Source organism: Winogradskyella sp. PE311 (genome assembly GCF_046545555.1).
In the GTDB taxonomy this organism is placed as follows: Bacteria; Bacteroidota; Bacteroidia; order Flavobacteriales; family Flavobacteriaceae; genus Winogradskyella.
The window spans coordinates 488,097-501,209 of the sequence record NZ_JBHZTH010000001.1; the positions used below are offsets into that span (position 1 = coordinate 488,097).

At 33.3% G+C, this 13,113-nt stretch carries 11 protein-coding genes; 9 read left to right on the forward strand and 2 right to left on the reverse strand.

The window, feature by feature from the left end:
- The first annotated feature begins 21 nt into the window (after window positions 1-21).
- From mnmG to ACFWU4_RS02120, 3 genes are all read left to right on the forward strand, one after another.
- Window positions 22-1,893 carry a tRNA uridine-5-carboxymethylaminomethyl(34) synthesis enzyme MnmG gene (gene mnmG / locus ACFWU4_RS02110; protein ID WP_411124396.1) on the forward strand — a complete coding sequence of 624 codons (1,872 nt, stop codon included), beginning with the start codon at window positions 22-24 and terminating at the stop codon, window positions 1,891-1,893.
- A 107-nt stretch (window positions 1,894-2,000) separates the two neighbouring features.
- Window positions 2,001-2,852: a class I SAM-dependent methyltransferase gene (locus tag ACFWU4_RS02115; RefSeq protein ID WP_411124398.1), complete on the forward strand. Its 852-nt coding sequence runs from the start codon at window positions 2,001-2,003 to the stop codon at window positions 2,850-2,852.
- Between the two features lie 218 nt (window positions 2,853-3,070).
- On the forward strand, window positions 3,071-3,592 hold the full coding sequence (locus tag ACFWU4_RS02120; RefSeq protein WP_411124400.1) for an OmpH family outer membrane protein: 522 nt from the start codon (window positions 3,071-3,073) through the stop codon (window positions 3,590-3,592).
- A gap of 44 nt (window positions 3,593-3,636) precedes the next feature.
- On the opposite strand, the gene ACFWU4_RS02125 is transcribed toward ACFWU4_RS02120, so the two are convergent.
- The gene (locus ACFWU4_RS02125; RefSeq protein WP_411124402.1) at window positions 3,637-4,794 is read right to left on the reverse strand and encodes an ATP-binding protein; all 1,158 of its coding nucleotides are present in this window, start codon (window positions 4,792-4,794) and stop codon (window positions 3,637-3,639) included.
- An 85-nt stretch (window positions 4,795-4,879) separates the two neighbouring features.
- Between ACFWU4_RS02125 and ACFWU4_RS02130 the strand changes: the two genes are divergently transcribed.
- The 3 genes from ACFWU4_RS02130 to ACFWU4_RS02140 all read left to right on the forward strand — a co-directional run bounded on the left by ACFWU4_RS02130 (window position 4,880) and on the right by ACFWU4_RS02140 (window position 8,678).
- Window positions 4,880-6,067, forward strand: coding sequence for a phosphoglycerate kinase (locus ACFWU4_RS02130; RefSeq protein WP_411124404.1), 1,188 nt, complete (start codon window positions 4,880-4,882; stop codon window positions 6,065-6,067).
- A gap of 65 nt (window positions 6,068-6,132) precedes the next feature.
- Window positions 6,133-7,671, forward strand: coding sequence for a LysM peptidoglycan-binding domain-containing protein (locus tag ACFWU4_RS02135; protein WP_411124406.1), 1,539 nt, complete (start codon window positions 6,133-6,135; stop codon window positions 7,669-7,671).
- 23 nt (window positions 7,672-7,694) lie between these two features.
- Window positions 7,695-8,678: a DUF4837 family protein gene (locus tag ACFWU4_RS02140; RefSeq protein ID WP_411124408.1), complete on the forward strand. Its 984-nt coding sequence runs from the start codon at window positions 7,695-7,697 to the stop codon at window positions 8,676-8,678.
- A gap of 49 nt (window positions 8,679-8,727) precedes the next feature.
- On the opposite strand, the gene ACFWU4_RS02145 is transcribed toward ACFWU4_RS02140, so the two are convergent.
- Entirely contained in the window at window positions 8,728-8,910 is a 183-nt protein-coding gene (locus ACFWU4_RS02145; protein ID WP_411124410.1) for a twin-arginine translocase TatA/TatE family subunit, read from the reverse strand.
- A 113-nt stretch (window positions 8,911-9,023) separates the two neighbouring features.
- Here ACFWU4_RS02145 and ACFWU4_RS02150 point away from each other — a divergent pair, with 113 nt between their 5' ends.
- The 3 genes from ACFWU4_RS02150 to ACFWU4_RS02160 are packed head-to-tail and all read left to right on the forward strand — an operon-like array spanning window position 9,024 to window position 13,112.
- Window positions 9,024-9,893, forward strand: a complete 870-nt coding sequence (locus ACFWU4_RS02150; protein WP_411124412.1) for a M23 family metallopeptidase — start codon at window positions 9,024-9,026, stop codon at window positions 9,891-9,893.
- Complete coding sequence (locus tag ACFWU4_RS02155; protein ID WP_411124414.1) at window positions 9,893-11,395, forward strand: GH3 auxin-responsive promoter family protein; 1,503 nt, start codon at window positions 9,893-9,895, stop codon at window positions 11,393-11,395. Before ACFWU4_RS02150 ends, ACFWU4_RS02155 begins: the two co-directional genes overlap by 1 nt.
- 25 nt (window positions 11,396-11,420) lie before the next feature.
- The gene (locus ACFWU4_RS02160; protein ID WP_411124415.1) at window positions 11,421-13,112 is read left to right on the forward strand and encodes a DUF6909 family protein; all 1,692 of its coding nucleotides are present in this window, start codon (window positions 11,421-11,423) and stop codon (window positions 13,110-13,112) included.
- Window position 13,113 lies beyond the last annotated feature (1 nt).

The window sequence follows — 13,113 nt, forward strand, 5'->3', positions numbered from 1 at the left end:
GGAACAAAAAGAGATATAGTTATGTTTAATGAGATTTATGATGTTATTGTTGTAGGAGCTGGTCATGCTGGAAGCGAGGCTGCGGCTGCGGCTGCAAACATGGGTAGTAGAACACTGTTAATTACAATGAATCTTCAAAACATTGCGCAGATGTCTTGCAACCCTGCAATGGGAGGGATTGCAAAGGGTCAAATTGTGCGAGAGATTGATGCCTTGGGCGGGTATAGTGGAATAGTATCAGATACTTCAGCTATTCAATTTAAAATGCTGAATAAATCTAAAGGGCCAGCAATGTGGAGCCCAAGAGTACAAAGTGATAGAATGCGTTTTGCTGAGGATTGGAGGCTGCTTTTAGAGAAAACGCCTAACTTAGATTTCTACCAAGAAATGGTTTCGGGTCTTATTGTTAAGAATCATAAAGTACTTGGTGTAAAAACATCGCTTGGAATTGAAGTAAGGGGCAAGTCTGTTGTCTTAACAAACGGCACTTTTTTAAATGGACTTATTCATATTGGGGACAAAAACTTTGGTGGAGGTAGAGCAGGTGAAAGAGCAGCTACAGGAATTACCGGACAACTGGTAAATCTCGGTTTTGAATCTGGAAGAATGAAGACCGGTACACCTCCAAGGGTAGATGGCAGATCTTTGGATTATTCTAAAATGACAGAACAACCCGGTGATGCTGAACCTCAAAAATTTTCTTATTTAGATACAACAAAGGCTTTAGAAAACCAACGTTCATGTTATATGACTTATACAAGTCAGCAGGTTCATGACTTGTTACGTGAAGGTTTTGATCGTTCACCAATGTTTAACGGAAGAATTAAAAGCGTTGGCCCACGCTATTGTCCGTCTATAGAAGATAAGATTAATCGTTTCGCGGACAAGGATAGGCACCAATTATTTATAGAGCCAGAAGGTTGGAAAACTTGTGAGGTTTATGTAAATGGATTCTCTACATCATTACCAGAAGATGTTCAATTTAAGGCGTTGCGGTCTGTAGTGGGTTTTGAAAATGTAAAATTCTTTAGACCAGGTTACGCCATAGAATACGATTATTTCCCGCCTACTCAATTAAAGCATACTTTAGAAACCAAGCTTGTCAACGGCTTGTATTTCGCAGGTCAAATTAATGGAACAACGGGTTATGAAGAGGCAGCTTCTCAGGGTTTAATGGCTGGCATTAATGCTAGTTTAAAAGTTCAAGAAAAAGATGCTTTTACATTACAAAGAGATGAAGCCTATATTGGTGTACTTATTGATGATTTAATTACAAAAGGTACTGAAGAGCCATATCGTATGTTTACATCTAGGGCAGAGTATAGAACCTTATTACGACAAGATAATGCGGATTTTAGATTAACACCAAAAGGTTATGACTTAGGTTTAGCTTCTGAAAAACGGCTAAAAAGAATGGAGCAAAAGCAAACTAAATCAAAAGGATTTGTTCAATTTTTTAAAGACACAAGTGTTAAGCCTGAAGAGGCCAATCCTGTTTTAGAATCTAAAAACTCAGCAACTGTTAAACAACAAGATAAAATGTTTAAGCTGTTTGCAAGACCGAATATAACGATTGAAGACGTGCGTAAATTTAAAGCTGTAGAAACCTATATTGAAAACAATAATTTAGATACAGAGGTTTTGGAGCAGACGGAAATTCAGGTAAAGTATTCGGGATATATTGAAAAGGAAAAGAACAACGCGGATAAATTAAATAGACTTGAGAATTTAAAGATTCCATCTAATTTTGATTATTCTAGTCTTAAGTCTATGAGTATGGAGGCGAGGCAAAAACTCAAAGAGATTCAACCTGTTACTATTTCTCAGGCCTCAAGAATAAGCGGAGTTTCACCAAATGATATTTCGGTTTTATTGGTTTATTTAGGAAGATGATTTTATAAGAACACCAAAAAGTAAAACTAATATTATTGTGTTCCACGTGAAACAATTACTGTTTAATTAGTATTTTTTCTCCGTCAATTAGTTTCTGAAATTTTAATATGAGCAATAAAAGTATTTATTTAAAAGTAAAAGATTATTCAGTGTCAGCTGAAAATTTTCAACTTTTATACAATTCAGAATTTGACATGTTGGAAACATTTCCGCAGCCAAAATCTGAGAAGCTTTCAGAATATTATAAGAGTGACGATTATATTTCCCATACAGACACAAAACGAAACCTATTAGAATTTGTTTACCACTTAGTTAGACAGATTGCTTTAAAGAAAAAGATAAAGTTGATTAATTCTTTTAAATCAGAGGCTAATAATTTATTAGATATTGGGTGCGGAACAGGTGATTTTTTAGAATTTGCTTTAAGGTCTAATTGGAATGTTGTTGGAGTAGAGCCAGATAACAAAGCTCGTAAAATTGCAAATTTAAAAACTAATAATTCTGTCTATGGAATAGAACAACTAGTAAAACTAAAACCGAATAGTTTTGATGTGATTACGCTTTGGCATGTGTTAGAACATTTACCAGATTTAGAAATGCATACCTCGTTATTTAAATCACTTTTAAAACCGAAAGGTACTTTGGTGATAGCTGTACCTAATTTTAAAAGTTATGATGCAAGCCATTATAAAAGCTTTTGGGCGGCATATGATGTGCCTAGACATCTGTGGCATTTTTCAAGAACGTCTATTTCTAAATTATTTAAAAGAGAAAATATAAAATTAATAAGAACCAGACCAATGCTTTTTGATTCTTATTATGTTAGTTTGCTTTCTGAAAAATATAAGTCAGGATGGATGAATCCTTTTAAGGCGTTTTATATAGCAACAAAATCTAATCTTAAGGCTAAACAATCAAAAGAGTATTCTTCACATATTTATATCTTGAAAAAGCAGTGATTCCTTATTTAAAAAGCGCAGCTGTGTATTCTAAGACACATAAACACATTTACACTGAAGATAATTTTAATGCTCTTAAAACGCCTTATTTGAAATCAAAATCAATAGCTTTTAGGAATAACTAAATTAAAAATCAATTGAAAAAATCTATAATAAAAAAATTAATTAAATCTGAGCTTAACTTTTATACATTTGCAAAAATTAAATAGAATATTACCATGAAAAAATTATTAATAGTCTTAATCGGCTTAATAGCATTTACATCTTGTCAGCAACAGCAAAAAATTGCCTTTGTAGATCGAACAGAAGTCATAAATAAATATCAAGCAAAAATTGATATTGAGGAAAAATATAAAGTAAAAAATGATGTCTATATAAAAAGAAGAGATAGTTTAATTCAGCGTTATGATTTTGATAGAAAAGAAGCAAGCATTAGAGCGCAAAGAATGTCTCAAAAAGATTTAGAAAAATTAGGTCAAGAGTTTCAGCAGCGTGAAGCTTTATTAGGTCAACAAATTCAATTCGAAAAAGAGGAGATAGAAAAAGCATTTTCATCAGAGATTGACTCTACAATTTCAAAAATTAAAACGTTTGTTTCTAAGTATGGAAAAGATAACGGATATTCATACATTTTAGGAACTAGTGATTCGGCAAATTCCGTTATGTATGGACCAGAACAAGATAATATTACAGAACAAGTTCTTGAAGGTCTTAATAAGGCTTATAATGAGAAGAAATAAATAAATCTGAATAATTGCGTTTGCATTATTTTATAAAGCCAAGTTTATTCTTGGCTTTTTTTATGCAGTAAACGAGTGAGTTTAATTGATAAATCTGTAAGAATAATCTTAGAGTTTCCGTTGCGTTCTATATGATAAATAGCATCTTGTAATTCATCTGATATTTCTAAAATATTAGAATCGTGAATAAATGGAGCAAACTTTTCTAGTTGAAAACTATCCGACTTTGGTTCTAAGTAAACCAAATCGTTAGCTTTATAGTTAAGCAATAAGGCTTGTCTAAAATAGTTTAAGCAAAAACTTAGAAATTTCTTTTGCGTTTCTCTTCCTGTTTTAGCAATTTCTTCGGACCAAGAGATTAAATCGTGAATAGCACTTTTGTTGCCCTTGGCTTTAAAGGCTGATCTTACCCAGAGAATAAACCACTTTTCAAATTGAATGTCTTCACTATCTTGATAAATAAGATCGCAAGCCTTGTTAAAATTACCATTAGCTTGATGGGCAATTTTTGAGGCAACGGATAATTCAATATGATATTTTTTAACCAGAGCGTCCGCAATTGAACTTTCTGCTAAAGGAGGGAAATATAAAATCTGGCAGCGAGATCTAATAGTATTAATAATTTGCTCTTCATCTTCAGCTATAAGAATAAAGATCGTTTTTTCTGGTGGCTCTTCAATTAACTTTAAAAGCTTATTAGCAGCTGGAGTATTCATTTTTTCAGCCATCCAAATGAGCATAATTTTATGGCCCCCTTCGTAAGACTTTAAGGATAAGGACTTTACAATTTTTAAAGCCTCGTCAACACCTATTTGTCCTTGTTTATTATCTACACCAAGGAGTTTATACCAATCAAATAAATTACCATAAGGTTGTTGGTTTAATAATTGTCGCCACTCTTCTAAATAAAAACTGGAAACGGGCTTACTTTTTACTTTATCGCTTGTAGTTACAGGAAATGCAAAATGTAAATCTGGATGAGAAAAGTTTTTGAACTTTATATTACACGACTCGTTTCCATTTGTGTTTTCTCCATTAGAATTAGAGCATAATATGTATTGCGCGTAGGCTAAGGCCATTGGTAACGTGCCCGAACCTTCAGGGCCTACAAATAATTGTGCATGGGCAATTCTCCCAGCATCTACACTCGTAATAAGGTGATTTTTGATGTGTTTTTGACCTAAAATTTCAGAAAAAAGCATAAAGCAAAACTATGTAATTTTTTTATCCTTTCTAATCTTTATATTTGTTCTTCAAAAAAATTAAATTTCACACCTTTTAAAACAGATGAAAACTATAAACGATTTCAATTTTCAAGATAAAAAAGCGCTAATTAGAGTAGATTTTAATGTGCCTCTAGATGATAATTTTTCAGTTAGTGATGCTACAAGAATTATTTCTGCAAAACCTACGATTATTAAAATTCTAGAAGATGGCGGAAGTTGTGTTTTAATGTCTCATTTAGGCAGACCAAAGGGAGTGCAAGAAGAATATTCATTAAAGCATATTATCAGTAAAATTGAGGATGTTCTTGGAGTAGAAGTAAAATTTTCATCAAACTGCATAGGAAAAGATGCAGAGGATAAAGCTAATGCATTAGAGCCAGGAGAAATTTTACTTCTTGAGAATTTACGATTTCATGAAGAAGAAAAACAAGGAGATAGAGATTTTGCAGAACAATTATCTAATTTAGGTGATATTTATGTCAATGATGCTTTTGGTACAGCACATAGAGCACATGCTTCTACAACAATTGTTGCAGAGTTTTTCCCAGAAAACAAATGTTTTGGTAGTCTTTTAGCTCAAGAAATAGAAAGTATCAAAAAGGTTATGGACGATGGCGAAAAGCCCGTTTTAGCTGTACTTGGAGGTGCTAAAGTGTCTTCTAAAATCACAGTAATTGAAAATATATTAGACAAAGTAGATCACTTAATAATAGGTGGAGGAATGACGTTTACCTTTGTAAAAGCCCAAGGTGGCAAAATTGGAGATTCTATTTGCGAAGATGATAAGATGGAATTAGCATTAGATATTATGAAACAAGCAGAAGCTAAAGGTGTAAAAATTCACATTCCTGTAGATGTACTGGCTGCAGATGCTTTTAGTAATGACGCCAATACTAAAGTTATGGATGTTAGAGAGATTCCTGATGGTTGGCAAGGCTTAGATGCTGGACCAAAATCTTTGGCAAATTTTGATGCAGTAGTAAACCAGTGTAAGACTATTCTTTGGAATGGACCATTAGGTGTTTTTGAAATGGAAAGCTTTGCAAAAGGGACTATCGCTTTGGGTAATTCTATTGCTAATTCCACTAAAAATGGTGCATTTTCTTTAGTTGGTGGAGGAGATTCTGTAGCTGCCGTTAAGCAATTTGGTTTTGAAAAAAAGGTGAGTTATGTAAGTACTGGTGGAGGCGCAATGCTTGAAAGCCTTGAGGGAAAAACATTACCAGGTATAGCTGCTATTTTAGCCTAAGCCTCTAAAAAAAGACTAATTCTGAGACTTTAGCGTTTTATCAAAAACAACAAACTATAATTTTTATGACGATTAAGACTTTTCTATCTACTTTACTTTGCTTAGTAGTGAGCATATCATTTTCGCAAATCAAAAAGGATAGTGTTATTAAGTCAGTTGACTCAATTATTGACGGAAAGCTGATTGCACCAGCTAAGGTTATTCCCGCAGAAATAGACTCATTAGGAATTAATAAATTAGAAGATTTAGCTGAAGCAGCGGAATTGGATCAAAAATGGTTAGATGAACTTTATAGCAACACATTATACGATACCATTTATAAGTCTGTCGCCGAATTAACATATGAGCCAGTTAATTATCCTGAACTTACAACAGATACGTTAAAGGCTAGACTTGCCCGTTTAAATGCGAGAACTCCTTTTAATGTAGAATATAACCCTTCTTTAGAAAGCGTCATAAAACGTTATTTAAAAACAAGAAGGTCTTCTATGGAGCGCTTAATGGGTCTGAGTCACTTTTATTTTCCAATGTTTGAGCAAGAGTTTGATAATTACAACATTCCCTTGGAGATGAAATACCTATCCATAGTAGAGTCTGCATTAAAACCAAGAGCAAGATCTAGGGTTGGAGCAACAGGGTTGTGGCAATTTATGTTTGCCACAGGTAAAGAATACAAATTAGACGTAAGTAGCTATGTTGATGAGCGAAGTGATCCTATAAAATCAACAACAGCAGCAGCACAATATTTATCTCGATTATACAAAATTTTTGGTGATTGGGATTTAGCATTAGCGGCTTATAACTCGGGACCTGGAAATGTCAATAAAGCCATAAGGCGCTCTGGTGGATACACTAACTATTGGAACATAAGACAGAATTTACCAAGAGAAACTGCCGGTTATGTTCCAGCATTTTTAGCTACTATGTATATTTTTGAGTTTGCAGAAGAACACGGTTTTAAGCCAGAAAGACCAGCTTTTCAGCAAATTCAAACTGATACTGTTCATGTAAAGCAAATGATTACTTTAGACCAAGTGGCCGAGACCACAGGTGTAAAGATCGAAGAACTACAGTTTCTTAATCCTTCTTATAAGTTAGATATTATACCTAAAGTAAAAGGAAAAACGTATGTTCTTAGATTGCCAAGAGAGGCTATAGGAGTTTTTGTTGCAAATGAAGATAAGATTTATGCTTTTGCTAGTGCTGAATTTAATAAGCGCGAAAAACCATTACCTCAACTTTTTAATGCAGACACTAAGGTAAGATATCGCGTAAAGAATGGTGATTATCTTGGTAAAATTGCGAGAAAATATGGTGTTAGAGTTAGCCAGATTAAACGCTGGAATGGATTAAGGAGTAATAATTTAAAAATTGGTCAACGGCTTACAATTTATCCAAGAAATCCAAGCACTACGGTAAAATCTAAAACAACTAAAAAAGCTGTAAATAAAACAGGAAAACAAACTTATAGAGTTAAATCTGGAGATTCGCTTTGGAGCATTGCTCAAAAGTTTTCTGGTGTTTCTGTTCAAAATATTAAAGATTGGAACGATATTAGTGGTAGTAAACTCAAAATAGGAATGACACTTGTTGTGTCACAATAAATAACTGACAAAATATTAAATTTATGAGAGCTTTATATGTGCTATTATTTTGTGTGCTGTTAACGGCATGTGATGATAAAAAAGATGGAGATAAGAGTATTTATTTACCAGCATCTAATGGTAATTTAAATAATATTTCTGTAGTTATTGACAACCAATTATGGGATGGAAGTGTTGGAGAAATAATCAGAGAGATATTTGCGGCACCATTAATGGGTTTGCCTTCAGATAATGAGCCAATTTTTAAGCTAAGGCAAATACCACCTCAAGTATTTGATGGATTTGCAACACGCAGTAGAATAGTATTAAAAATTGAAAAAGGTGATGTAGATGCGTCTACAAAAATTGCAAATGATGTTTTTGCTAAACCGCAGACCGTTGCTGTTGTGACGGGAGAAAAAATGCAAGACATTATAACTCAGCTTAAAGAGACAAAAGCTAAAATTATTGACGCCTTTAACAAGGAAGAAGTAAAAGAAAAGCAAAGACGTATTAAGTTATCACTATTAGCGGATGAAAAAATGGAACAGCAATTAGGTTTTACAATTGATATTCCATCAGTTTATAGAATAGCAAAAGCTACAGATGATTTTTTCTGGATCAGAAAGAATTTAACTAGTAATAAAACTATTGAAATCATGTTTTACGAAGTGCCATTAGAAACGATATCTCAAGGGGATAGTACGGTTGTGGATATCGTAAAAATGCGAGATAAAATCACAAAAACTAAAATTCCTGGAGAAGATGACATCTATATGTCTGTAGAAGATGCTTATGCTCCGTCCATGTTTAAAACAATTATAGATAACAAACCCGCTTATGAAGTAAGAGGTCTATGGGAAATGAATGGTTTTACAGGAGCAGGTCCTTTCATTACTTATGCCATAGAGGATGAGGTTAATAAACGTTACCTCATTGCAGACGGTTATGTATACGCACCATCTCTTAGTAAGAGCGAATATATTTTTGAATTAGAATCGATAATTAAATCGATAACTATTAAATAAAAAAAAGCCAACTTCTTAAGTTGGCTTTTTTATTGTTTTTTATTTAGGATTACTCCTTGTCATTAATTTCATTAGGCTCTTCTTTACTAGCATCTTTAAATTCTTTGATACCGCTTCCAAGTCCTCTCATTAATTCAGGAATTTTTCTACCACCAAAAAGTAATAAAATAACAACGACAACGAGGATTACTTGGGGCGCTCCAATCGCCAATGGGACAATACTTAAGCTCATAATAATAAATTTAGAAGACAAAGTTAGTAATTATAGTTTAAATATAACGCAGTAAACCCAACTTTAGCACTTTAAGACACCGCTATTTCACTATTTTAATTAATTTTGTTAAGATGGCAGAAAAGAAGAAGAAAGAAAAAAAACTGGCTAAAAAACTACTTCACAAGTATCGCCTTGTTGTTTTAAACGAAGATACTTTTGAAGAGCGGTTTGCCATTAAACTTACAAGGCTTAATGTGTTTGTATTAACATCTTTATCTGCTATTTTTTTAGTCTTTTTTACAATTTTATTAATTGCTTTTACACCGCTACGCGAGTACATTCCAGGGTATTCCTCTGCAAAATTAAAAAAACAAGCTTCTATTTTAAATTATAAAACAGACTCTCTTGTTAACGAATTAGAGGTTAATAAGCAATATTATGCCTCAATCAGAAAGGTATTAACTGGTGATGTAAAGACAGTAGATTTTAATAGAGATTCTATTATCGAAGCTGCAAAAAATGATATTGATATTTTACAGGTATCTACAAATAAAGAGGACTCACTATTAAGAGAGAAGGTTGAAAAAGAAGATAAATATAATTTGTTTGATGACTCTTCTAATCAGTCTAATTTTGTTTTATTTCCTCCGGTTAATGGAACAATTTCTGAAGAGTATGATATAGAAGAAAGGCATTATGCTGTCGATGTTGTAGTAGCATCAAACACACCAGTTAAGGCTACAGCCGATGGTACTGTGATTTTTGCAGAATGGACTGTAGAAACAGGTTACGTTGTTATTTTAGAGCATAACCAAGAATTGATTTCTGTATACAAACACAATTCAGCTATCACAAAAACACAAGGAGATTTGGTAAAAGCAGGTGAGGTTATTGCTTTGTCTGGTAATACAGGAGAATTAAGTACAGGACCACATTTACATTTTGAACTTTGGAGTAAAGGTTACCCAGTAAACCCAACTAATTTTATTGATTTTAGATAATGCCATCTTTTAAAGCAGCACTCTCAAAACCATTTGCTAAATATATTTCAAAACGCGTTAAAAAATGGGCTTCAAATCCTATTGAAACTCAAGAAAAAGTGTTTCAAAATTTAATATTGAACGCCAGACATACTGTTTTTGGTAAAGATCATAATTTCGAAGCTATACAAACTTATAAAGACTTTAAAACACAAGTTCCAATAAGAGATTATGAGGATTTAAAGCCATATGTGGAGCGTGTTGTGTCTGGAGAGGAAGATATACTTTGGAAAGGTAAACCGCTTTATTTTGCTAAGACTTCTGGGACGACATCGGGCTCAAAATATATTCCCATAACTAAAGAAAGTATGCCAACTCACGTTGAGGCGGCTAGAAACGCCATTTTATTGTATATCAATGAAACTGGTAAAACAAATTTTGTGGATGGTAAAATGATATTTCTGCAAGGTAGCCCAATTCTTAAAGAACAAAACGGAATTAAGCTAGGACGACTATCTGGTATTGTGGCGCATTACGTCCCAAAATATCTTCAAAGAAATAGAATGCCATCCTTAAAAACTAATTGCATCGAGGATTGGGAGACTAAAGTTGATGCTATTGTTGAGGAAACATTGAGTGAAAATATGACTATCATTTCAGGAATTCCTTCTTGGGTTCAGATGTATTTTGAAAAGCTCACTGAAAAATCTGGTGAGAAAGTAGGTGAGGTTTTTAAAAATTTCAACCTATTTATTTTTGGCGGCGTGAACTATGAACCCTACAGAGCAAAATTTGAAAATCTTATAGGAAGGAAAGTTGATAGTATAGAACTGTATCCTGCAAGTGAAGGTTTTTTTGCTTTTCAAGATAAACAAGGTGAAAAAGGGATGTTACTTCAATTAAATTCTGGTATTTTTTATGAATTCATTGAAGCAGATGAGTTTTTTGAAAAAAACGCCAAGCGTATTACCCTTAAGGATGTGGAGCTTAATATAAATTATGTGATGATAATTTCGACTACAGCTGGTTTATGGGCATATAATATTGGTGATACAATTCAGTTTACTTGTTTAAGGCCCTTTAGAGTCATTGTTAGTGGCCGCATTAAGCATTTTATTTCAGCATTTGGGGAGCACGTTATAGGTAAAGAGGTAGAGCAAGCTCTAAAGGAAGCAATAGAAAACACTTCTGTTTCTGTGAATGAATTTTCAGTTGCACCACAAATAAACCCTAAAGAGGGTTTACCCTATCACGAGTGGTTTATAGAGTTTGAAAATGAACCAGATAACATACTAATATTTATTGAGGACTTAGAAAAATCCTTACAAGAACAGAATAGTTATTATTTAGATTTAATAACCGGAAAAGTTTTACAATCTTTAAAAATAACCAAGGTTAAAAAAGAAGGGTTTCAAACTTATATGAAGTCTATTGGAAAGCTGGGCGGCCAAAATAAAATACCAAGATTAGCCAATGACCGCAAGATAGCTGATAAAATGTATGAACTTCAATTAACTAAATAACCCTATATTTGCAGGTTAAAATAGTATGAGTACAACCAAAAAGAAACACGAAAGAACAAGGGCTCAAGAGAGCTCTAGCGCCATAGAACGCATGTATATCACAATGCGTCACTTATTTAATAGGGGCTTTTATAAACCTATGGGAGTTTCAGGTGAAACACTTCGTGAAGCTTTACTTTTATTAAGACCAGAAATTTACGGCTCTATAGGGGAAGAAAAAGCAGAGTTGGAAGGTTTATTGTATGTAATCGATCGTCTACCAGAAGGTATTGAAGAATGTACATTTATAAACCTCACTAGTGATGAAGGCTATGCTAATTCTCACTTTCTGCCCATTATACCACCAAAACGAAGACGTAATTGTTATCGCATTGATGATGAGCAAATGAATATTGAGATTACAAGAGGACGTTCTGAAATTTATGATATTCTTACTCATCTTACATTTTTATTTGTTGAATCTCACAAAATAAGTAAGCGCATTATTATAGATGAAGAAGGTGCAACCGTTAGAGATTGGCAAAAATTAGAAAGCGCTGTAACATCGAAAAAAAAGCTTACGCAAAAAGAGCGTGAAATTGCGATTACGCATACAGCTAATATTCTGGGCAGGACTTTTAATGAATTAACAGAAGCTTATCCTAAATTCGCTACTGAAAATCAACCAGAACGCCTACTTCATATCGTTTATTGGTTGGGTAAATTAGCTATAGAAGAAGTTGTAAATAATAATAAACGCACCATAACTTTTAGTCCAGTTTTAAGAGAACGTTTAGGACATCATATTCATGGTGAGGTTTGGGCAGATACAATAAAGTCTACACTCTCCAAAAATGGTTTATTAGAACGACCAATTCACATCATAAGCGCTAATATGCATAGTGTAATGAATTCTATTTTTGCAAAAGGCACATTAAAAAATACGGATTCTAAAAAGAACATCTTTGATTTTTATGAGACTTTGAGTAGTTCAAAAAGTCACGCCTTACGCAATAAAGTAGAAAAATTAGCGTTGCAAAGCGGAATGATTTATATTAAAGATACTTCGGGAACAAATATTGATGTTCAAATCTTTGATACTGATAAAATAGATTTTTCTCAAACAGAATTTAAATATTTAGAGGAAGAGACAGATAAGAAAGCCGTTATCTTTGTAATGGATTATGCCTTTGGTGAGCAAGCCTATGAAACTCTTGATGAATTTCTTAAGCCTGTAAAGGTTAATGAAAAAAAAATTCATTTAGATGTTAAATCTATTTCAATAATGGGCAAGGCAGGTATTTTAGAAGGTGGAAAGGGAGATGTAATGATTCCGGCCGCACATATTTTTGAAGGTACAGCAGATAATTATCCATTTAAAAATGAGCTAAGTAAAAACGATTTGTTAGATTGCGGAGTAGATGTTTTTGAAGGCACAATGATTACTGTTTTAGGAACTTCGTTACAAAATAAGGAGATTTTAAAATTCTTTAAAAATTCTACTTGGAATGTTATTGGTCTTGAGATGGAGGGCGCGCATTACCAAAAAGCCATACAAGCAGCTTCAAAGGTTAGGGGTAGTATAAACGAAGATGTTAAGGTAAGGTATGCATATTATGCTAGTGACAATCCATTAGAAACGGGAAGTACCTTAGCTTCTGGTGGTCTTGGAACTTCCGGAGTTAAGCCAACATATGTGATAACAAAAAAGATACTAGAACAAATATTTAATTCATAAA